This is a genomic window from Escherichia sp. E1V33, from assembly GCF_004211955.1.
In the GTDB taxonomy this organism is placed as follows: domain Bacteria; phylum Pseudomonadota; class Gammaproteobacteria; order Enterobacterales; family Enterobacteriaceae; genus Escherichia.
In genome coordinates this window covers 91715-112296 of record NZ_RHJI01000005.1, presented here as the reverse complement: position 1 = coordinate 112296, position 20582 = coordinate 91715, and the positions used below count along the sequence as shown (strand labels likewise).

19 protein-coding genes and 1 tRNA gene are annotated in these 20582 nt (G+C 48.6%); 12 read left to right on the top strand and 8 right to left on the bottom strand.

Going from position 1 to position 20582, the window contains the following annotated elements:
- The gene (gene putA, locus D9742_RS05065; RefSeq protein WP_130236192.1) at nucleotides 1-3963 is read right to left on the bottom strand and encodes a trifunctional transcriptional regulator/proline dehydrogenase/L-glutamate gamma-semialdehyde dehydrogenase; all 3963 of its coding nucleotides are present in this window, start codon (nucleotides 3961-3963) and stop codon (nucleotides 1-3) included.
- 57 nt (nucleotides 3964-4020) lie between these two features.
- On the opposite strand from putA, the gene D9742_RS23120 reads away from it, so the two are divergent.
- The 6 genes from D9742_RS23120 (at nucleotide 4021) to phoH (ending at nucleotide 10815) form a co-directional block, all read left to right on the top strand.
- Nucleotides 4021-4239 (top strand): hypothetical protein, encoded by a 219-nt coding sequence (locus tag D9742_RS23120; RefSeq protein ID WP_157912535.1) that lies wholly within the window; start codon nucleotides 4021-4023, stop codon nucleotides 4237-4239.
- A gap of 146 nt (nucleotides 4240-4385) precedes the next feature.
- Nucleotides 4386-5894 carry a sodium/proline symporter PutP gene (gene putP, locus D9742_RS05060; protein ID WP_130236191.1) on the top strand — a complete coding sequence of 503 codons (1509 nt, stop codon included), beginning with the start codon at nucleotides 4386-4388 and terminating at the stop codon, nucleotides 5892-5894.
- A gap of 219 nt (nucleotides 5895-6113) precedes the next feature.
- The gene (gene efeU, locus D9742_RS05055; protein ID WP_097765881.1) at nucleotides 6114-6944 is read left to right on the top strand and encodes an iron uptake transporter permease EfeU; all 831 of its coding nucleotides are present in this window, start codon (nucleotides 6114-6116) and stop codon (nucleotides 6942-6944) included.
- A gap of 57 nt (nucleotides 6945-7001) precedes the next feature.
- On the top strand, nucleotides 7002-8129 hold the full coding sequence (gene efeO / locus D9742_RS05050) for an iron uptake system protein EfeO (protein ID WP_130236190.1): 1128 nt from the start codon (nucleotides 7002-7004) through the stop codon (nucleotides 8127-8129).
- Nucleotides 8130-8134: 5 nt separating this feature from the next.
- Entirely contained in the window at nucleotides 8135-9406 is a 1272-nt protein-coding gene (efeB, locus tag D9742_RS05045) for an iron uptake transporter deferrochelatase/peroxidase subunit (RefSeq protein ID WP_130236189.1), read from the top strand.
- A gap of 620 nt (nucleotides 9407-10026) precedes the next feature.
- Nucleotides 10027-10815: a phosphate starvation-inducible protein PhoH gene (phoH, locus tag D9742_RS05040; RefSeq protein WP_205712866.1), complete on the top strand. Its 789-nt coding sequence runs from the start codon at nucleotides 10027-10029 to the stop codon at nucleotides 10813-10815.
- A 113-nt stretch (nucleotides 10816-10928) separates the two neighbouring features.
- On the opposite strand, the gene D9742_RS05035 is transcribed toward phoH, so the two are convergent.
- From D9742_RS05035 to D9742_RS05025, 3 genes are all read right to left on the bottom strand, one after another.
- A complete protein-coding gene (locus D9742_RS05035; RefSeq protein WP_130236187.1) occupies nucleotides 10929-11789 on the bottom strand; it encodes a hypothetical protein in 861 nt (286 codons plus the stop codon).
- A 208-nt stretch (nucleotides 11790-11997) separates the two neighbouring features.
- Nucleotides 11998-12375: a hypothetical protein gene (locus D9742_RS05030; protein ID WP_130236186.1), complete on the bottom strand. Its 378-nt coding sequence runs from the start codon at nucleotides 12373-12375 to the stop codon at nucleotides 11998-12000.
- Nucleotides 12376-13162: 787 nt separating this feature from the next.
- Nucleotides 13163-13250, bottom strand: a tRNA-Ser gene (locus tag D9742_RS05025).
- 233 nt (nucleotides 13251-13483) lie between these two features.
- Here D9742_RS05025 and ghrA point away from each other — a divergent pair.
- The 4 genes from ghrA to D9742_RS05005 all read left to right on the top strand — a co-directional run bounded on the left by ghrA (nucleotide 13484) and on the right by D9742_RS05005 (nucleotide 16383).
- Nucleotides 13484-14422, top strand: a complete 939-nt coding sequence (gene ghrA / locus D9742_RS05020; protein ID WP_130236185.1) for a glyoxylate/hydroxypyruvate reductase GhrA — start codon at nucleotides 13484-13486, stop codon at nucleotides 14420-14422.
- 54 nt (nucleotides 14423-14476) lie between these two features.
- The gene (gene ycdX / locus D9742_RS05015) at nucleotides 14477-15214 is read left to right on the top strand and encodes a zinc-binding phosphatase (protein ID WP_130236184.1); all 738 of its coding nucleotides are present in this window, start codon (nucleotides 14477-14479) and stop codon (nucleotides 15212-15214) included.
- A gap of 21 nt (nucleotides 15215-15235) precedes the next feature.
- Nucleotides 15236-15790 (top strand): molecular chaperone YcdY, encoded by a 555-nt coding sequence (gene ycdY / locus D9742_RS05010; protein ID WP_064528484.1) that lies wholly within the window; start codon nucleotides 15236-15238, stop codon nucleotides 15788-15790.
- A gap of 101 nt (nucleotides 15791-15891) precedes the next feature.
- On the top strand, nucleotides 15892-16383 hold the full coding sequence (locus tag D9742_RS05005) for a DUF1097 domain-containing protein (protein ID WP_130205460.1): 492 nt from the start codon (nucleotides 15892-15894) through the stop codon (nucleotides 16381-16383).
- Nucleotides 16384-16482: 99 nt separating this feature from the next.
- Here the strand turns inward: D9742_RS05005 and csgG are convergent, their stop codons facing one another.
- Genes csgG through csgD form a run of 4 tightly spaced genes read right to left on the bottom strand, consistent with a single transcriptional unit; the run spans nucleotide 16483 to nucleotide 18825 of the window.
- Nucleotides 16483-17316, bottom strand: a complete 834-nt coding sequence (gene csgG, locus D9742_RS05000; RefSeq protein ID WP_130205462.1) for a curli production assembly/transport protein CsgG — start codon at nucleotides 17314-17316, stop codon at nucleotides 16483-16485.
- A gap of 25 nt (nucleotides 17317-17341) precedes the next feature.
- Nucleotides 17342-17758 (bottom strand): curli production assembly/transport protein CsgF, encoded by a 417-nt coding sequence (gene csgF, locus D9742_RS04995; protein ID WP_064528489.1) that lies wholly within the window; start codon nucleotides 17756-17758, stop codon nucleotides 17342-17344.
- A gap of 22 nt (nucleotides 17759-17780) precedes the next feature.
- On the bottom strand, nucleotides 17781-18170 hold the full coding sequence (csgE, locus tag D9742_RS04990; RefSeq protein WP_130205465.1) for a curli production assembly/transport protein CsgE: 390 nt from the start codon (nucleotides 18168-18170) through the stop codon (nucleotides 17781-17783).
- Between the two features lie 4 nt (nucleotides 18171-18174).
- On the bottom strand, nucleotides 18175-18825 hold the full coding sequence (gene csgD, locus D9742_RS04985; RefSeq protein ID WP_064528493.1) for a biofilm master transcriptional regulator CsgD: 651 nt from the start codon (nucleotides 18823-18825) through the stop codon (nucleotides 18175-18177).
- Nucleotides 18826-19582: 757 nt separating this feature from the next.
- On the opposite strand from csgD, the gene csgB reads away from it, so the two are divergent.
- Nucleotides 19583-20038, top strand: coding sequence for a curli minor subunit CsgB (gene csgB / locus D9742_RS04980; protein WP_130236183.1), 456 nt, complete (start codon nucleotides 19583-19585; stop codon nucleotides 20036-20038).
- Between the two features lie 40 nt (nucleotides 20039-20078).
- Entirely contained in the window at nucleotides 20079-20540 is a 462-nt protein-coding gene (csgA, locus tag D9742_RS04975) for a curli major subunit CsgA (protein ID WP_130236182.1), read from the top strand.
- Nucleotides 20541-20582: the final 42 nt, after the last annotated feature.

The following is a 20582-nucleotide window of genomic DNA, read 5'->3' as shown; positions in this document are numbered from 1 at the left end:
TTAACCGATCGTCATTAAGCTGGCGTTACCGCCAGCGGCAGCGGTATTCACACTCAGCGAACGCTCGATATACAGCCGTTCCAGAAGGATATTGCTTTCGCCACGGGCAAAACCCTGCACCGAAACAATTGCGCCATCCCGCGCAGCAACGGCTTCACACAATGCGCGAAGCTGATCCGAATCACCGTGGAAGATCACCGCATCAAACGGTTGAGCGGTAATATTTTCCGCTTTCGCCAGTTGAATACGCTCGCTGACAGTCGATGGCAATGCCTTCACTAACTGACGATGCAGCGCGTCATCCGGCCACAGCACCTGGCTGCCCACCGCCAGCACGGCGGCAAGCTGAGTCAGCGCATCCTGTTCATCATCGGCAATACACAACACGCGCTCACGCGGCAGCAGCGTCCAGGTATTGCGTTCACCCGTCGGCCCTGGCAGCAATCGTTGTGTTCCTGCCTGCGCCAGCTCGCCATATTGCGTACATAACGCCTGCAATTCTGGACGATTTGCCGCCCATTCCCGCAGTGCATTTAGCGGCTGAGTCAATGCGGCTTTCAACTGCGCATCGACCGGATACTCTGCATCCTGACGCGCGAGCGTCACCGCCAGCGCGCTTTCCGGGCGATTCGCCAGCAGACGGTAGAGATAGAGCGGACCGCCTGCTTTCGGCCCGGTACCGGACAACCCTTCGCCGCCAAACGGCTGCACACCCACCACTGCGCCCACCATATTACGGTTAACGTACAGGTTACCGACATGGGCTGAGCCAGTGACCTGGGCGATGGTTTCATCAATACGTGTATGGACGCCAAGCGTCAGACCATAACCGGAAGCGTTAATCTGCTCGATCAGCTCCGGCAGCTGATTACGGTTATAACGCACCACATGCAGCACCGGACCAAAGACCTCTTTTTGCAATTCGGCAAAGTCATCCAGTTCGATCAGCGTCGGGGCGACAAAGGTGCCGCTTTGCCATTCACGGGCATCTTCGCTGTTTTCCCGCACCGCCTGGAACACCGGACGGCCTTTGCTACGCATGGTCTGAATATGACGCTCGATATTGGCTTTGGCTTCGCTATCAATCACCGGACCGATATCGGTGGTCAGGCGACCCGGATTACCCATCCGGCATTCGGCCATTGCGCCGCGCAGCATTTTTAACGTGTGGTCGGCAATCTCATCTTGCAGGCACAGCACGCGCAGCGCCGAACAACGCTGGCCTGCACTGTCGAACGCCGAGGCCAGCACATCTATTACGACTTGTTCGGTCAGTGCTGAAGAATCGACAATCATCGCGTTCATGCCGCCGGTTTCAGCGATGAGCGGAATAGGGCGACCCTGAGCGTCCAGGCGGCTGGCGATATTGCGTTGCAGTAACGTAGCGACTTCGGTTGAACCGGTAAACATCACCCCGCGTACGCGATCATCACCCGTCAGTTGCGCGCCCACGGTTTCCCCCTGACCTGGCAGCAACTGCACCACGCCTGGCGGTACACCCGCTTCCAGCAAAATGGCGATCCCTTGCGCGGCAATGAGTGGCGTTTGTTCTGCCGGTTTTGCCAGTACGCTGTTACCTGCCGCCAGTGCGGCAGCGATCTGCCCGGTGAAAATCGCCAGCGGGAAGTTCCACGGACTGATACACACCACTGGCCCTAATGGACGGTGGGTTTCGTTAGCGAAATCATCCCGCACCTGTCCGGCGTAGTAGTGGAGAAAATCGACCGCTTCGCGCACTTCGGCAATGGCGTTACTGAAGGTTTTTCCGGCTTCACGCACCAGAATACCAATCAGTTGCTGCATCTGGCTTTCCATCAGCACGGCAGCGCGATGCAAAATCGCCGCGCGTTCAGCCGGAGGCGTGGCAAACCAGATTGGCGCGTTATTAACCGCACTTTCCAGCGCCTGTTCTACCTCACGCGGCGTGGCGTCACGCACATAGCCCACAATATCTTTCGGTTCCGCAGGGTTAATAACGGGCGACATCTCACCTGCCGCTACCGGTTGTTCCAGCATTGGCAAGGCCTGCCATTTTTGCAGTGCACTATTGAGCAGGGCAGAAGAGAGGGATGCCAGACGGTGTTCGTTAGCGAGATCCAGCCCTGCCGAGTTGTCGCGCCCGTGACCGTAAAGATCGCGCGGCAGGGGAATTTTCGGATGCGGTAATCCAGTTTGCCCTTCCTGTTGTGCCAGTTTTTCTACAGCAGTGACCGGATCGGCGACCAGTTCATCCAGTGGCAAAGAGGTATCGGCAATACGGTTAACAAACGAGGTGTTAGCACCGTTTTCCAGCAGGCGGCGCACCAGATACGCCAGCAGCGTTTCATGTGTGCCAACCGGGGCATAAATACGACACGGACGGTTCAGTTTGCCGTCGGCAACTTTCCCGGTGACCTGCTCATACAGTGGCTCGCCCATACCATGCAGGCACTGGAACTCGTACTGACCCGGGTAGTAGTTTTGACCCGCCAGTTGATAAATTGCCGCCAGCGTATGGGCGTTGTGCGTCGCGAACTGCGGGTAGATTAGATTCGGCACCGCCAGCAGCTTTTTCGCACAGGCGAGATAAGAAACGTCGGTATACACCTTGCGGGTATAAACCGGATAACCTTCAAGGCCGTCCATCTGCGCACGCTTGATTTCACTATCCCAGTACGCGCCTTTCACCAGGCGAATCATCAGACGGCGACGGCTGCGGGTGGCGAGATCAATCAGGTAATCAATCACCAGTGGGCAGCGTTTTTGATAAGCCTGAATAACAAAACCGATGCCGTTCCAGCCAGCCAGTTCAGGCTCGAAACAGAGTTTTTCCAGCAGATCGAGGGAGATCTCCAGACGATCGGCCTCTTCGGCGTCAATGTTGATACCAATATCGTACTGACGCGCCAGCAGGGTGAGTGATTTCAGACGTGGGTAAAGCTCTTCCATTACCCGGTCATACTGGGCGCGGCTGTAACGCGGATGCAGCGCCGACAGCTTGATTGAAATGCCCGGACCTTCATAGATGCCACGACCATTGGACGCTTTACCAATGGCGTGAATCGCCTGCTGATAGGAAACCATATACGCTTGTGCATCTGCGGCAGTTAGTGCAGCTTCGCCAAGCATATCGTAAGAGTAACGGAAACCTTTCTCTTCCAGCTTGCGGGCATTGGCTAACGCTTCCGCGATGGTTTCGCCCGTGACGAACTGCTCGCCCATCAGGCGCATCGCCATATCCACACCTTTGCGGATCAGCGGTTCACCACTTTTACCGATAATGCGGTTCAGCGAGCGGGAGAGGCTGGCTTCGTTATGGGTGGAAACCAGTTTGCCAGTAAACAACAACCCCCAGGTGGCGGCATTAACAAACAGGGACGGGCTGCGACCAATGTGTGACTGCCAGTTACCGTTGCTGATTTTGTCGCGAATTAACGCGTCGCGGGTGGCTTTGTCGGGAATACGCAACAACGCTTCTGCCAGACACATCAGCGCCACGCCTTCCTGCGATGACAGCGAAAACTCCTGCAATAACCCCTGGACCATACCTGCGCGGCCACTGGCATTTTTTTGATTACGCAGTTTATCGGCCAGTTGATACGCCAGTTTGTGTGCCTGTTCAGCAACTGGCTGCGGCAGGCGGGCTTGTTCCAGCAGCATAGAAACCGCTTCGGTTTCCGGGCGGCGATAGGCCGCGGTGATCGCGGCGCGGGAAACCGACTGGGGCAAAATTTGCTCGGCAAAGTCGAGGAATGGCTGGTGTGGTTCCTCTGCCGGAGTCGGCGATTCATCACTCTCATTGGCCGCGCCAGAAAGCAGCGCAGGCAGCTCCGGCAAGGTATCGCTGTTTTCCAGTTGTTCAAGATAAGAAAAAATCGCCTGCTTAATTAACCAGTGCGGTGTGCGATCGATACGTGTCGCGGCAGACTTAATACGCTCACGCGTCGCGTCGTCCAGCTTAACCCCCATGGTGGTGGTTCCCATGCCATTACTCCTGTTGTTCTGAAAAGTGCAACTTAACGTTATCGTGAAATATCTATTATGTTGCAACTTTGTGCAACCACGTTAAATGTGACTTACGTAGCAAGCTTAAAAATGAATGAAATGTTAATAAAAGAATTCGATATGACGGGGATTAAAAAAGTAATGCAGACTTTTTCTCTGCGGCAGTTAACATTTTTGAAAGGTGCAACCGCGAAAAATGTGAGGAAGTGCAACCTGATGAAAAATAGTATCGCTGGGCAACAAAATTTGATGTAAATGATGTGTTAAATCGATTGTGAATAACCAGCACTTCCGGCAGGATACGGTCGCCCTGGTAATACATAAACTCTGTTACCCCGTTCCGGTGGCAGATATAACGGCAAGTTTCGACATTGCCGATAATAATTTTTTGGAGACTTTAGATGGCTATTAGCACACCGATGTTGGTGACATTTTGTGTCTATATCTTTGGCATGATATTGATTGGGTTTATCGCCTGGCGATCAACCAAAAACTTCGACGACTATATTCTGGGCGGTCGCAGCCTTGGGCCATTCGTGACGGCATTATCGGCAGGCGCGTCGGACATGAGCGGCTGGTTATTAATGGGGTTGCCAGGCGCGGTTTTTCTTTCCGGGATTTCCGAGAGCTGGATCGCCATTGGCCTGACATTAGGCGCGTGGATTAACTGGAAGCTGGTGGCCGGACGGTTGCGTGTTCATACCGAATACAACAATAACGCCTTGACTCTGCCGGATTATTTCACCGGGCGCTTTGAAGATAAAAGCCGCATTTTGCGCATTATCTCCGCGCTGGTTATTTTGCTGTTCTTCACCATTTATTGCGCTTCGGGCATTGTGGCAGGCGCGCGTCTGTTTGAAAGTACCTTTGGCATGAGCTACGAAACGGCTCTGTGGGCGGGAGCTGCGGCGACGATCCTTTACACCTTTATTGGCGGTTTCCTGGCGGTGAGCTGGACTGACACTGTACAGGCCAGCCTGATGATTTTTGCCCTGATCCTGACGCCGGTTATCGTCATTATCAGTGTCGGTGGCTTTGGCGACTCTCTGGAAGTGATCAAACAAAAGAGCATCGAAAACGTGGATATGCTCAAAGGGCTGAATTTTATCGCCATTATCTCACTGATGGGCTGGGGACTGGGCTACTTCGGGCAGCCGCACATCCTGGCGCGTTTTATGGCGGCGGATTCTCACCACAGCATTGTCCATGCGCGTCGTATCAGTATGACCTGGATGATCCTCTGCCTGGCAGGGGCGGTGGCTGTCGGCTTCTTTGGTATTGCTTACTTTAATGAGCACCCGTCGGTAGCTGGTGCGGTAAACCAGAACGCCGAGCGCGTGTTTATCGAACTGGCGCAAATTCTGTTTAACCCGTGGATTGCCGGGATTCTGCTGTCGGCGATTCTGGCGGCGGTAATGTCAACCTTAAGTTGCCAGCTGCTGGTATGTTCCAGTGCGATTACCGAAGATTTGTACAAAGCGTTTCTGCGTAAACATGCCAGCCAGAAAGAACTGGTGTGGGTAGGGCGTGTGATGGTGCTGGTGGTGGCGCTGGTGGCCATTGCGCTGGCGGCAAACCCGGAAAACCGCGTGCTGGGCTTAGTGAGCTACGCGTGGGCAGGCTTTGGCGCGGCGTTTGGTCCGGTGGTGCTGTTTTCGGTGATGTGGTCACGCATGACGCGCAACGGTGCGCTGGCGGGGATGATCATCGGTGCGCTGACGGTTATCGTCTGGAAACAGTTTGGTTGGCTGGGGCTGTACGAAATTATTCCGGGCTTTATCTTCGGCAGCATTGGAATTGTGGTGTTCAGTTTGCTGGGTAAAGCGCCGTCAGCGGCGATGCAAAAACGCTTTGCCGAGGCCGATGCGCACTATCATTCGGCTCCGCCGTCACGGTTGCAGGAAGGCTAAGGGAAGGCGTTTTACCGAAAATTTCACGTCATAACAGGAAGCAGGCAGAGGGCAATCAGTGATTGCCCTCTGCGTTTTTTCTCAAAATATTTTTACATTTCCACATCATTATCACTACATTCCACTTGTATTTTTCTTCTCCGTAATGATAATCGCTATCACTGCGATTTACTTTTCTTTGCATAGATTGACTCAGAAAAACGTTTAAGGGTGGGTGGCATGTTTGTTCCGTTTCTCATTATGTTGCGCGAAGGACTTGAAGCCGCGCTGATTGTCAGTTTGATTGCCAGCTATCTTAAGCGTACCCAGCGAGGCCGATGGATTGGTGTGATGTGGATTGGCGTGTTGCTTGCTGCTGCGTTGTGCCTGGGCTTGGGTATTTTCATTAACGAAACCACCGGCGAATTTCCGCAAAAAGAACAGGAACTGTTTGAAGGTATCGTGGCGGTGATCGCCGTGGTGATCCTTACCTGGATGGTTTTCTGGATGCGCAAAGTGTCGCGCAACGTCAAAGTACAACTGGAGCAGGCGGTCGATAGCGCATTGCAGCGTGGAAATCATCATGGCTGGGCGCTGGTGATGATGGTCTTTTTTGCCGTTGCAAGGGAAGGGCTGGAGTCGGTTTTTTTCCTGCTGGCGGCATTTCAACAAGATGTCGGGATCTGGCCGCCGCTCGGGGCAATACTCGGTCTTGCTACTGCCGTTGTACTTGGCTTCCTGCTCTACTGGGGTGGTATTCGCCTCAATCTTGGCGCATTTTTCAAATGGACCAGCCTGTTTATTCTCTTCGTCGCCGCAGGGCTGGCTGCAGGTGCCATTCGCGCATTTCATGAAGCCGGCTTGTGGAACCACTTTCAGGAAATCGCCTTCGATATGAGCGCGGTGCTCTCAACTCACTCGCTGTTCGGCACGCTAATGGAAGGTATTTTTGGTTATCAGGAAGCGCCGAGCGTCAGCGAAGTCGCCGTCTGGTTTATTTATCTCATCCCGGCGCTGGTGGCATTTGCTCTGCCACCTCGTGCAGGAGCGACTGCGTCTCGCTCCGCATAACGAATACGACGCAAATTCTTGCTTAGTTACAACATACTTTAAAGGGATAGTCACGTCATGACCATTAACTTCCGCCGTAACGCATTGCAGTTGAGTGTGGCTGCGCTGTTTTCTTCTGCTTTTATGGCTAACGCCGCTGATGTGCCGCAGGTCAAAGTGACCGTGACGGATAAGCAGTGCGAACCGATGACCATTACAGTTAACGCCGGGAAAACACAGTTCATTATTCAGAACCACAGCCAGAAGGCGCTGGAGTGGGAGATCCTCAAAGGCGTGATGGTGGTGGAAGAGCGGGAAAATATCGCCCCTGGTTTTAGCCAGAAAATGACGGCGAATTTACAGCCTGGCGAATACGATATGACCTGCGGTCTGCTGACTAACCCGAAAGGGAAGTTGATCGTCAAAGGTGAGGCAACGGCGGAAGCGGCGCAAAGTGATGCGCTGTTAAGTCTTGGTGGTGCAATTACTGCATATAAAGCGTATGTCATGGCGGAAACCACACAGCTGGTGACCGACACCAAAGCCTTTACCGACGCCATCAAAGCGGGCGATATCGAAAAAGCGAAAGCACTGTATGCGCCGACGCGCCAGCACTATGAGCGCATCGAACCGATTGCCGAACTGTTCTCCGACCTGGATGGCAGCATTGACGCCCGTGAAGATGATTACGAGCAAAAAGCCGCCGATCCGAAATTCACCGGTTTCCACCGTCTGGAAAAAGCATTGTTTGGCGACAACACCACCAAAGGGATGGATAAGTATGCCGACCAGCTTTATACCGATGTGGTTGATTTGCAAAAACGCATCAGTGAACTGGCTTTCCCACCTTCAAAAGTGGTTGGCGGTGCAGCCGGACTGATTGAGGAAGTGGCAGCCAGCAAAATCAGCGGTGAAGAAGATCGCTACAGCCACACCGATCTGTGGGATTTCCAGGCTAACGTTGAAGGTTCGCAGAAAATTGTCGATCTGCTGCGTCCACAACTGCAAAAAGCCAATCCGGAACTGCTGGCAAAAGTCGATGCCAACTTCAAAAAGGTCGATACCATTCTGGCGAAATACCGTACCAAAGACGGTTTTGAAACTTATGACAAATTGACCGATGCCGACCGTAATGCGCTGAAAGGGCCGATTACTGCGCTGGCGGAAGATCTGGCGCAACTTCGCGGTGTGCTGGGACTGGATTAAGCGTTATGCAGTATGAAGATGAAAACGGCGTGAATGAACCGTCACGCCGACGTTTACTGAAAGGGATTGGTGCGCTGGCGCTGGCGGGAAGTTGTCCAGTTGCTCATGCGCAAAAACCGCAAAGTGCGCCGGGCACGCTTTCGCCGGATGCACGCAATGAGAAACAGCCGTTTTATGGTGAGCATCAGGCAGGGATCCTGACGCCGCAACAGGCTGCAATGATGCTGGTGGCGTTTGATGTGCTTGCCAGCGATAAAGCCGATCTTGAGCGGTTGTTTCGCTTGTTGACTCAGCGTTTTGCTTTTCTGACTCAGGGCGGAGTGGCACCAGAAACGCCAAATCCGCGCCTGCCACCACTCGATTCCGGCATTCTTGGCGGCTACATTGCGCCCGATAATCTCACCATCACGTTATCGGTGGGCCATTCATTGTTTGATGAGCGCTTTGGCCTTGCGCCACAGATGCCGAAAAAGTTGCAGAAGATGACGCGTTTCCCTAACGATTCGCTGGATGCGGTGTTATGTCATGGTGATGTGTTGCTACAGATTTGCGCCAATACCCAGGACACGGTGATCCATGCGCTACGCGATATCATCAAACACACGCCGGATTTGCTCAGCGTACGCTGGAAGCGGGAAGGGTTTATTTCCGATCACGCGGCGCGTAGTAAAGGCAAAGAGACGCCGATAAATTTGCTGGGTTTCAAAGACGGCACTGCCAATCCCGACAGCCAGAATGCGAAGCTGATGCAAAAAGTGGTGTGGATAACGGCGGATCAACAGGAACCAGCATGGACCATTGGTGGCAGCTACCAGGCGGTGCGCTTGATTCAGTTTCGGGTGGAATTTTGGGACAGAACGCCGCTGAAAGAGCAGCAGACGATATTTGGTCGAGATAAGCAAACCGGTGCGCCGCTGGGGATGAAGCATGAGCACGATGTGCCGGATTATGCCAGCGACCCGGAAGGGAAGGTGATTGCGCTGGACAGTCATATCCGGCTGGCGAATCCCCGTACACCGGAGAGCGAGTCCAGCCTGATGCTGCGTCGTGGCTACAGTTATTCACTGGGCGTCACCAACTCCGGGCAACTGGATATGGGGTTGCTGTTTGTCTGCTACCAACACGATCTGGAAAAAGGTTTCCTGACAGTACAAAAAAGGCTCAATGGCGAAGCGCTGGAGGAATACGTTAAACCCATCGGCGGCGGTTATTTCTTTGCGCTACCGGGGGTGAAGGACGCAAATGATTATCTCGGAAGCGCGTTATTGCGGGTTTAATGTATTTAGGCGGATAAGGCATTCGTGCGCAGATGCCTGATGCGACGCTTGCGCGTCTTATCATGCCTACAAATTCTCGCGCCATCCGTAGGCCGGATAAGGCTTTTACGCCGCATCCGGCGTTCGTGCACTGATGCCTGATGCGAATCCTGCTGAAAGCACACAGCTTTTTTCATCACTGTCATCACTCTGTCATCTTTCCGGTAGAAACTAATGTCACCGAAATGGGTGTTTGTCGTTAAATATAAGTGAATATATTGTTGCATTGAATGAGAGATCTGTTGTACTTATTATGTAACAGCGGTAGTTCCCGGCAGTGATAGTCAGTCACTATGGAGATCGCGGATGGTAACGTCCTGTTCTGGACAATGTTTTGTTAAGCAACGCTCCACCACTCGCGGAGATATCTCCTCCGGTAGCAACTTCGTCACTCTGTATTTTTCTCACTTCCTTTCTTTACTCGTGTTACCGACGCCGCAAACGGTGTGCGTAGCCGTTTTTCGGCAATTTATCCAAAAGCAAACTATGGCTTACAAGGAAGCCAACCCTCTGATGTTCGTGCGCATAATCGCGCTGCCAACGGCGCGTGTGATGAATACAAACAACTCAAGGTGCTCTCCATGGGAAGACAAAAAGCAGTGATCAAAGCTCGTCGCGAAGCAAAACGTGTGCTGAGACGGGATTCACGCAGCCATAAACAGCGTGAAGAAGAATCGGTCACCTCGCTTGTGCAGATGAGCGGCGTAGAAGCCATTGGTATGGCCCGCGACTGTCGCGATACTTCGCCCATCCTCGCGCGAAATGAAGCGCAATTGCACTATCTAAAGGCTATTGAGAGTAAGCAGCTGATATTCGCCACGGGCGAAGCCGGGTGCGGAAAAACCTGGATCAGTGCAGCAAAAGCGGCAGAGGCCCTGATACATAAGGATGTCGACAGGATTATCGTCACCCGTCCAGTTCTGCAGGCCGATGAAGATCTTGGCTTCTTACCTGGTGATATCGCAGAAAAGTTTGCTCCCTATTTTCGCCCGGTCTACGACGTGCTGGTCCGGCGCTTAGGGGCTTCCTTTATGCAGTACTGCCTGCGACCAGAAATAGGGAAGGTCGAAATCGCACCGTTCGCCTATATGCGTGGACGTACCTTTGAAAATGCAGTCGTCATTCTTGACGAGGCGCAGAATGTGACTGCCGCGCAAATGAAAATGTTTTTAACCCGCCTCGGGGAGAACGTGACGGTTATTGTTAACGGTGATATCACGCAATGCGATCTGCCCCGCGGCGTGCGCTCTGGATTAAGTGACGCGCTGGAACGTTTCGAAGAAGATGAAATGGTCGGGATCGTCCGGTTCGGTAAAAATGATTGCGTACGTTCCGCACTTTGCCAACGTACGCTACATGCCTATAGTTAAGCGTATTACAAGCGCAGAGCCCGGGCTAACCGGGCTTTGTTTTTGATGTTTATGCCCGGACTACAATTTTATCTGAAACTACCTATAGCCGGTTTAGTTACAATGCAGGATAGCTATTTTAAATAATAAAGTCTGTTCTCAATATATTCATTCAGTTTTGTCAACTCTTCTGCGATTTTCTCTTTATTCAATTCATTGTTTTCTGTCATGGTTAATAAAATCAGCTCCTTTGTTTTTTTTGATAAATTTCCGGGGTGGAAATTTCTGCTGTTATACATTTCATGAATAATGTTGAGCAATTCGTTATTAAAAAAATCAATATTATCCATGTTGTCGATTTGAGGATTGCTGTCTTGAAAATTTTTTATGATTTTACATATTTTTATAATGAAATAAAACTCAATGTTTCTCTGGGTTTGTTCTTCTGGTGTGAAAATTGGAAAGTCATATTGTTCACATATTGTATCATAATCATCAAACTTATCATTTTCAATTGACCATAATTTTCTCTTTTCTATTTTATCCTTTGTTGATTTTATCTCAGAAAACATTCTTTTTATTATCAATAAAATGATGGCTGTAACAAATAGAATAATCATTCCAATATATGTGGAGTAATAAAAAAGTAACATGATAAATGAAATTACTGGCAGTGCTAATGAAGTCATAATCAATAAATTACCAACTTTACTATATGAGTGTAGTTCAAAAATGAATTCCCTCTCGTCACTTGCGAGTAAGTAAAATAATGAGAAGCCTGTGTTCAGTAATGTTGATATTGCGAAACCTAACGTAGCCCACCACAGCGGAAAACTATTGACGATATTGACAGGGGGGACACTAAAAAGCCCAATGAAAAAGGTAAAGCAGGCTCCAGTAAGAATTGAGTGAAAATATGAAAACCATTTTATACTCTCCCCTGTATGATACCCTTTTTTATATGCGCGCCAGGCAATCCGCTTTGTATTATACATGGATCTATCCTTAAATTTATTTACTATGAAAACTATACTGATTGATATTAATATATGTGCAAGGTTATTATTAATATCGTATATAATTTACTGCCTCATCACCCAATCAATTCCATATCAGTTTGTGCATTAGATTAGTTGATAAATAAATGATTATGAACAAATGCATTTATCTGGTAATAGATTTAGCCTACTACCAGATAAACAATCAGTTATTGTGGCGAATAATTTGGTAAAACTCGGCAGGTATGTTGGGGCCAAAACTCAGCGCATATTGATAACAAACATCTCTCCACTGATGGTTTTTGTAAAAAGCAAGAATAACTTGTTTTACCATTTGGTATTCAATATCGAGTTCATCTTTTAAGTCGTTTTCAAATTCATACCATTTTAATTTTTCATTGTTGCTTAATTTTTCATCGTATTTTTCAAATATATCATGTGTACGATTAATGTTTCTTTCATTCCAATCCATTGAAATAGTTAATGACTCCACGGGATGATTATGGTAATCGATTATGTCACCAAGGATACTTATATGGTATTTTATTTTTTCAATTTCTTTTGAAATTTCAGTTAAGTTCATGCTTTATCCTCCATTTTAGAATATGTAGAATTCATCGCAGATATGACATCTTGAGTCTTTGCTTGTAGATCATGAACATATGCGAGTCTGGAGTGCCTGAATGCCAACCTGTTTCGTAAGAGTTAAGATTTATTTTGCTTCAACAAGAAGCAGGTGAGTATCAGCATCAGGATCTTTTGTATCAAGAGTTCCTAAAGCGATATCGGAAACTCTTTTGTCTTGTGCTCGCTTCGAAAGAGCATAGTCATGCTGTCTGTTATTAAAGGATACTCCCATCCATTTACCCACAATAGTTAGAATTGAATCACTTTGTACATTTATATTCAGCTTTTGCCTTGGTAAATAATAAATATTATTTCGGTATTATCTAATGCAAAAATGATTTTGCAAAACAAGGTATCGCTCACCCCATCCTATCTGAACGCAACAGGAGACTATGTTGGGAAATTCCTCGTCGCCTTGCGGGCAGCTCACTCACTGCGTTCGCGGTCTGTTCAACTGGCTGTCGCCAGTTGTCGAACCCGGGTCCGGGCTTCTCACCCCCGCCAGTCTGTGCAACATGCGAAAAAAAAGCCCGCACTTTCGTACGAGCTCTTCTTTAAATATGGCGGTGAGGCGGGGATTGACTCGCTTCGCTCGCCCTGCGGGCAGCCCGTTCACTGCGTTCGCGGTCTGTCCAACTGGCTGTCGCCAGTTGTCGAACCCGGGTCCGGGCTTCTCACCCCCGCCAGCCTGTGCAACATGCGAAAAAAAAGCCCGTACTTTCGTACGAGCTCTTCTTTAAATATGGCGGTGAGGCGGGGATTCGAACCCCGGATACGTTGCCGTATACACACTTTCCAGGCGTGCTCCTTCAGCCACTCGGACACCTCACCAAATTGTCGTTCCTGTCTTGCTGGAACGGGCGCTAATGTAGGGAAATAGTCGCTTCGGGTCAACAAACTTTTTTAAAAAAAAGTGCGTTTATTCAAACTTCAATCAATCTGCGGCTTAAATATGCAAGTTTTGCTTTTTTTGCCACCGACAGCAGATTTGCTATTCTGATGTTCCTTGCAGATCATAACAATAAGCGCGAATAAATTCCGCTCAACTCTTTTCGGGAGTCAATATGGATATCATCTTTTATCACCCAACCTTTGACACAAAATGGTGGATTAACGCACTGAGTAAAGCGATACCTCATGCCAGGGTTAGAGCCTGGAAAAACGGAGATAACCAGGGCGCGGATTATGCGTTAGTCTGGCATCCTCCAGTTGAAATGCTGGCAGGACGCGATCTTAAAGCTGTGTTTGCACTAGGTGCCGGTGTGGATTCTATATTGAGTAAACTACAGGCACACCCTGAAATGCTTAAACCCTCCATTCCGCTTTTCCGCCTGGAAGATACCGGTATGGGCGAGCAAATGCAGGAATATGCTGTCAGCCAGGTTCTACATTGGTTCCGACGTTTTGACGATTATCGAATCCAGCAAAATGCTTCGCACTGGCAACCGCTGCCTGAATATCATCGGGAAGATTTTACAATTGGCATCCTGGGCGCTGGCGTGTTGGGCAGTAAAGTCGCACAGAGTCTACAAACATGGCGCTTTCCGCTGCGTTGCTGGAGCCGCAGTCGTAAATCCTGGCCAGATGTACAAAGCTTTGCTGGAATTGAAGAGCTGAAGGCATTTCTGAGTCAATGCCGGGTACTGATTAATCTGTTACCGAATACGCCCGAAACGGTCGGCATTATTAATCAACAATTATTCAATCAATTACCAGATGGCGCGTATCTTCTCAATCTGGCGCGTGGCGTTCATGTGGTGGAAGGTGACCTGCTCGCGGCGCTGGAAAGTGGCAAGATTAAAGGAGCAATGCTGGATGTTTTTAATCGTGAACCCTTACCGCCGGAAAGCCCGCTCTGGCAACATCCACGCGTCACAATAACACCACATGTGGCAGCTATTACTCGCCCCGTTGAAGCCGTCGAGTATATTTCGCGCACCATTTCTCAGCTAGAAAGAGGTGAGGCCGTTAGCGGGCAAGTCGACCGAGTTCGAGGCTACTAATAAAGCGCCAGGATTCCTGCTATCCTTGGCAAGAATTGAATACAGGAGAGAGTTATGTATCCCGTCGACCTTCATATGCATACCGTTGCCAGCACGCATGCATACAGCACATTAAGTGATTACATTGCCCAGGCTAAACAGAAGGGAATCAAGCTTTTTGCAATTACCGATCATGGACCGGATATGGAAGATGCGCCGCATCACTGGCATTTCATTAATATGCGTATTTGGCCACGAGTGGTTGATGGGGTAGGGATCCTGCGCGGCATTGAAGCCAACATTAAAAATGTTGACGGCGAAATTGACTGTAGCGGCAAAATGTTTGAGTCACTGGATTTAATCATTGCTGGTTTTCATGAACCGGTTTTTGCGCCACATGATGAAGCGACCAATACGCAAGCGATGATCGCGACTATCGCCAGCGGCAATGTGCACATAATAAGCCATCCGGGCAACCCGAAATATCCCATTGATTTTAAAGCAGTTGCGGAAGCTGCCGCGAAACACCAGGTCGCGCTGGAAATCAATAATTCGTCCTTCTTACACTCGCGCAAAGGCAGTGAAGATAACTGCCGTGCAGTTGCCGCTGCGGTGCGCGATGCTGGCGGTTGGGTGGCGTTAGGCTCGGATTCGCATACCGCGTTTACTATGGGTGAATTTGAAGAGTGTCGTAAAATTCTCGACGCGGTTGATTTTCCAGAAGAACGCATTTTGAATGTTTCACCGCGCCGTTTACTCAACTTCCTGGAATCCCGCGGTATGGCGCCGATTGCGGAATTTGCTGAACTTTAATTGCTTTATGGAAATAAATAAATGAACGAGTTTTCTATCCTGTGTCGTGTACTGGGGTCACTTTATTACCGCCAACCGCAGGACCCTTTACTGGTTCCGCTGTTTACCCTGATTCGTGAGGGAAAATTGGCAGCGAGCTGGCCTCTGGAGCAGGATGAGTTGCTGGCGCGCTTGCAGAAAAGTTGTGATATGGCGCAAGTATCTGCCGATTACAATGCGCTGTTTATCGGCGATGAAAGTGCAGTACCGCCTTACCGCAGCGCCTGGGTTGAGGGCGCGACGGAAGCGGAAGTGCGGGCTTTTCTTTCAGAACGCGGGATGCCGTTAGCAGATACGCCAGCAGATCACATCGGCACGTTACTGCTCGCGGCTTCCTGGCTGGAAGATCAGTCAACGGAAGATGAAAGCGAAGCACTGGAAACGTTGTTCAGCGAGTATCTGTTGCCGTGGTGTGGCGCATTTCTCGGTAAAATTGAGGCCCATGCAACCACGCCGTTCTGGCGCACTATGGCACCACTGACCCGCGATGCTATCGGCGCAATGTGGGATGAACTTGAGGAAGAAAAAGAAGAATAAGTGTGATCGTGATCACTAGTGAATGCAACATCAAACTCTACGTTGCATAAAATGTGTGCTCGATCTCATTCATGGGCGCGTTTTCTGTTATCATTCGCGGCATGAACATACTTCTCTCTATTGCAATCACAACGGGCATTCTCTCCGGTATCTGGGGATGGGTGGCCGTTTCCCTTGGTTTACTTAGCTGGGCTGGTTTCCTTGGCTGCACGGCCTACTTTGCCTGTCCACAAGGAGGCCTGAAAGGGTTGGCGATCTCAGCTGCAACGCTGCTTAGCGGTGTGGTGTGGGCAATGGTCATTATTTACGGTAGTGCGCTGGCACCCCATCTGGAAATAGTTGGCTACGTCATGACAGGCATTGTCGCTTTCCTGATGTGTATTCAGGCCAAACAGCTATTGCTGTCATTTGTTCCGGGTACATTTATCGGTGCGTGTGCGACGTTTGCTGCGCAGGGGAACTGGAAGCTGGTATTGCCGTCTCTGGCGCTTGGGCTGGTGTTTGGTTACGCGATGAAAAACAGTGGGCTCTGGTTGGCAGCGCGCAGTGCTAAGACCGCTAACCATGAGCAACAAGTAAAAAATAAAGCGTGAGAGAATCACGCTTTATAGTGAATACGTAAAAGCCGGATTAATATGGACTGCACCCCAAAAGTTGGACACCCAACTGATTAAGGTGCAGTTTTTTATGAATCAGGATTCCGGCGGTACTGACAGATGGCGGTATTTCACCAGAATGTCATTCTGCAGATCTGCTTTATTCTGCAAATCCCACAGACCACGGTCGATACCATCATTAATCAGGAAGATAACACCGGTTTCAATCGCAGACATCAGGCATAGCATAACGGGTTCGTTCGAGGTATATCCTACTTCCCCTTCCAGTAACCGCTGGTAGTCGATAAAGCGGAAGACGCCGGCCTGGACTTCATAGGAAAGAATGGTCTTACTGGTGTTCACTGATGACAGGATTTCACCGGTGCTGACATTAACTACACGCAAGTTCACCGCGATTTGGTCAAGTTGGTACTGTGTATCGGCGCCAATACCGAAATATCTTGCCCCTGCACCGCCCGACTTCACGTTACTTTCATAACCAATAATCGACCCTTCAACCATGATATTGGCTGCCGTCAGCGACTGTAGCGGGATCCGGTTATTGAGCGCAACGGTGCCATTTTCCTGTGCCGCACGAATAATCTTACGTTCGTTCAGTAAGTTTTGTAGGCCCTGACGCTCCAGCGGTACAAACCAACGCGAATCTTTCAAGGCGGTGACCAGCATTGCGGTCGCGCTTTGCGGAACTGCGGTGGAGAAGTTACTAGCTGGATAGGGTTTAAATTGTCCAGTTTCATCCTGGATGTTGTATACCGAGACAAAGATTTTGCCCGTTGGCGAAGGCAAATGGGTTAAATCTTTGTAGCTTTGAGCTCGAGGCATTAATGTCGGCTTGGCGGCTTCTTTTGGTGGTGCTGTTAAGCATCCACTCAGCAACATGACTGCAACCAAAACAAATAAGCGCTGCATATTATTTTCCTTACAAAGCTGGGGCTTAAAAATCGGTTGAGTTATTTTGTAATCCCGAAACCTGAATCGTGGACGTTTGACCCGTTTTACGATCGGTTACGTTCAGTTGCAGCTGACCATCCCGGTTGGCAATATCGACGATATATTCGTTAGTCACCATTCGTCCTGGTTGACCTGTATTAATATTAGTCAGCAGCCCACCTAATATTTGCGACTGAATGGCTTGGGTGAAGTTATCTAACGCCGAGGGCGTTTCAATACCAAAGTCATCATCATAGCTTGGGTCTTTATACGAGTTCTGTGCCTGGGCGCTGTTTAGTAAAAAAGCGCCATTATTGGGGTTGCCACCAAAATTAGGATTGCGGAACTGGAAGGTCATATTCCCGGCCCAACTTATTGGCGAAATTAGCATGAGTAGAATTACTGCATGTTTGACACGCATTGCAGCCTCCGGACAATTTAATTTAAAATTCATCAGGCGCTAAATCGCCCGTACTCAGTAAAGCCTGACTAATCTGTCGACGGTTCAGTGCTTCTTCAGTTTGTGCCAGTGCAAAAACAACAGTTTTCTCGAAGTCTCTTTTCAATGGGAATAAAAAAGTCTGGAAAATAACGTCCTGATTTACCGTTATAGTTATCCAGCTTCCCCATCGTGCACTGGGTCTTTCATTAATCGTTAAGTTCCCGGTATAGCTGCTTTCCCATTTATCACTAAAGGCACGATAAAAATCATGTCCAATGGATGAAACAGTATGGTCAGTTAACAATCCCGGTACTTCTACCTCTACGGCGTGAACATTCCCCGCAGCGAAGAAAATATTCGCTGCTACAATCCAGCATAAATAACGTTTCATGGCTTTATCGCCTGAGGTTATCGTTTGCCCATGAGACTGCTTGAGTCCGGTTTTTGACTGCTATCTTCTTGAAAAGATTATAAAGATGCGTTTTAACCGTATTTTCGCTGATGAACAGCGAACGAGCAATCTCGTTATTGGAGGCGCCGATACGCAGTTTATTAAGGATCTCTTTTTCCCTATGAGTAAGGAGGGCAGATTCCGTGCTGTTATAACGATAGTTACCTGAATGTGTAATCAGATAGCTGGCAAGTTTTTGCGTAAAGTAGCATTCCCCGCGTAAGACGCCTTGCAACCCATTGATGACGCGTTCTTGATCCTCCAGGGCGTAAAAAACACCGTTGATATGAGGCCAGTTTTCAATGTCGCGGTACGGGTAATCGTCTGGAGTATTTAACAACAGTGTTTTGATGTTGTTGTGTTTTCTGCTTAATGTATCCTGCCAGTAATGGATGAGTTTTTTATCTGCTTCCATCATATCCAACAGAATAATGCAGCCAGAAGATATATCGTCCAGAGAACGTTGAATGTTATGTAGTTTTCCTGTAATTGCCAGCGATTGTTTTAAATGCTGCAATAACGCAGTCGCCTGCAAGGAAGGTTTAGTGATTAACAGTAATGTATGACCATGAATACTATGGACTTCATTAAACATGATGAAACCCCGCTCTTTTTATTAATCGCACACCTGACAGCTGCCTTTATTCAATAAAGGCACCAGAAGTACTGACAGATGTTGCACTGCTGTGTGTAGTAATAAATCAACCCTAAATGGGTAAAAAATAAAACTAATGGATTACATCTGATTTCAATCTAGCCATTACAAATCTTAAATCAAGTGTTAAACGTGTAACAAAATGTAATCACGTATTTAAATTTGTTAACATTAAGGAATTATTAAGTTTGGTAATGATAGAAAAGTTGTACATATGGCTTTTATTGCACAATTTTGAAAAATCATACAAATATGCGTATCTATATGATTAATTTAATAAAGTTTATTTATCCCTGGTCCTTTTGTTGCGCCAAAATTGTCTGCTTTTTCAGGTTCTCTCCATGGACAAATTTTTGCTGCAAAAAGACGATGTTTGTGACGGCTTGTCAGGAAAACATATCGACAGAATCTTCGCGACCCATGAGGCGAGATAGTTTGTCGAATTTTTACGGTCAAAAAACGACGGTTCAAAAGTAAACAAAATAATTTTTGCGTAAATAACAGCGTATTTACGCGAGATTTAATACTTTGGCATGAGCAAAAAAAGAAAAATACAACGCGCGGGTGAGTTATTAAAAATATTTCCGCAGACATACTTTCCATCGTAACGCAGCGTTAACAAAAAACGGTTTGCGTTAACAACCAAGTTGAAATGATTTAAATTTCTTAAATGTACGACCAGGTCCAGGGTGACAACATGAAAAACAGATTGTTATTTATGATGTTAACAGTACTGGGTGCGCCTGGGATTGCAGCCGCAGCAGGTTATGATTTAGCTAATTCAGAGTATAACTTTGCGGTAAATGAATTGAGTAAGTCTTCATTTAATCAGGCAGCCATAATTGGTCAAGCTGGTGCTAATAATAGTGCACAGTTACGGCAGGGAGGCTCTAAACTTTTGTCGGTTGTTTCGCAAGATGGTAATAGCAACCGGGCAAAGATTGACCAGACAGGAGATTATAACCTTGCATATATTGATCAGGCGGGCAATGCCAACGATGCCAGTATTTCGCAAGGCGCATATGGTAATACTGCAATGATTATCCAGAAAGGTTCTGGTAATAAAGCAAATATTACGCAGCATGGTACTCAAAAAACGGCAATTGTAGTGCAGAGACAGTCGCAAATGGCTATTCGCGTAACACAGCGTTAATTTCCATTCGACTTTTAAATCAATCCGATGGGGGTTTTACATGAAACTTTTAAAAGTAGCAGCAATTGCAGCAATCGTATTCTCCGGTAGCGCTCTGGCAGGTTCTATTCCTCAGTACGGCGGTGGCGGCGGTAACCACGGTGGTGGCGGCAATAATAACAGCGGCCCGAACTCAGAACTGAATATTTACCAATCCGGTGGCGGTAACTCAGCGGTTGCTTTGCAGGCTGATGCCAGAAACTCTGAACTGTCCATTACCCAGCATGGCGGCGGTAACGGCGCAGATGTTGGTCAAGGTTCTGATGACAGCACCATCGAACTGACCCAACGTGGCTTTGGTAACAGCGCGACACTGGATCAGTGGAACGGTAAAAACTCTGAAATGACTGTTAAACAGTTCGGTGGCGGCAACGGTGCAGCGGTTGACCAAACTGCATCTAACTCCAGCGTCAACGTAACTCAGGTTGGCTTTGGTAACAATGCTACAGCCCATCAGTACTAATATATAAAACGTATTACAGAAAACAGGGCGGAAGCCCTGTTT

What these genes read in the sequence shown, in the direction of transcription:
- putA (WP_130236192.1), bottom strand. Translation starts at nt 3,963, where the DNA reads ATGGGAACCACCACCATGGGGGTTAAGCTGGACGACGCGACGCGTGAG.
- D9742_RS23120 (WP_157912535.1), top strand. Translation starts at nt 4,021, where the DNA reads ATGTTGCAACTTTGTGCAACCACGTTAAATGTGACTTACGTAGCAAGC.
- efeU (WP_097765881.1), top strand. Translation starts at nt 6,114, where the DNA reads ATGTTTGTTCCGTTTCTCATTATGTTGCGCGAAGGACTTGAAGCCGCG.
- ghrA (WP_130236185.1), top strand. Translation starts at nt 13,484, where the DNA reads ATGGATATCATCTTTTATCACCCAACCTTTGACACAAAATGGTGGATT.
- csgE (WP_130205465.1), bottom strand. Translation starts at nt 18,170, where the DNA reads ATGAAACGTTATTTATGCTGGATTGTAGCAGCGAATATTTTCTTCGCT.
- ycdX (WP_130236184.1), top strand. Translation starts at nt 14,477, where the DNA reads ATGTATCCCGTCGACCTTCATATGCATACCGTTGCCAGCACGCATGCA.
- csgA (WP_130236182.1), top strand. Translation starts at nt 20,079, where the DNA reads ATGAAACTTTTAAAAGTAGCAGCAATTGCAGCAATCGTATTCTCCGGT.
- D9742_RS05005 (WP_130205460.1), top strand. Translation starts at nt 15,892, where the DNA reads ATGAACATACTTCTCTCTATTGCAATCACAACGGGCATTCTCTCCGGT.
- csgG (WP_130205462.1), bottom strand. Translation starts at nt 17,316, where the DNA reads ATGCAGCGCTTATTTGTTTTGGTTGCAGTCATGTTGCTGAGTGGATGC.
- D9742_RS05035 (WP_130236187.1), bottom strand. Translation starts at nt 11,789, where the DNA reads ATGTATAATACAAAGCGGATTGCCTGGCGCGCATATAAAAAAGGGTAT.
- csgB (WP_130236183.1), top strand. Translation starts at nt 19,583, where the DNA reads ATGAAAAACAGATTGTTATTTATGATGTTAACAGTACTGGGTGCGCCT.
- csgF (WP_064528489.1), bottom strand. Translation starts at nt 17,758, where the DNA reads ATGCGTGTCAAACATGCAGTAATTCTACTCATGCTAATTTCGCCAATA.
- putP (WP_130236191.1), top strand. Translation starts at nt 4,386, where the DNA reads ATGGCTATTAGCACACCGATGTTGGTGACATTTTGTGTCTATATCTTT.
- phoH (WP_205712866.1), top strand. Translation starts at nt 10,027, where the DNA reads ATGGGAAGACAAAAAGCAGTGATCAAAGCTCGTCGCGAAGCAAAACGT.
- csgD (WP_064528493.1), bottom strand. Translation starts at nt 18,825, where the DNA reads ATGTTTAATGAAGTCCATAGTATTCATGGTCATACATTACTGTTAATC.
- D9742_RS05030 (WP_130236186.1), bottom strand. Translation starts at nt 12,375, where the DNA reads ATGAACTTAACTGAAATTTCAAAAGAAATTGAAAAAATAAAATACCAT.
- efeB (WP_130236189.1), top strand. Translation starts at nt 8,135, where the DNA reads ATGCAGTATGAAGATGAAAACGGCGTGAATGAACCGTCACGCCGACGT.
- efeO (WP_130236190.1), top strand. Translation starts at nt 7,002, where the DNA reads ATGACCATTAACTTCCGCCGTAACGCATTGCAGTTGAGTGTGGCTGCG.
- ycdY (WP_064528484.1), top strand. Translation starts at nt 15,236, where the DNA reads ATGAACGAGTTTTCTATCCTGTGTCGTGTACTGGGGTCACTTTATTAC.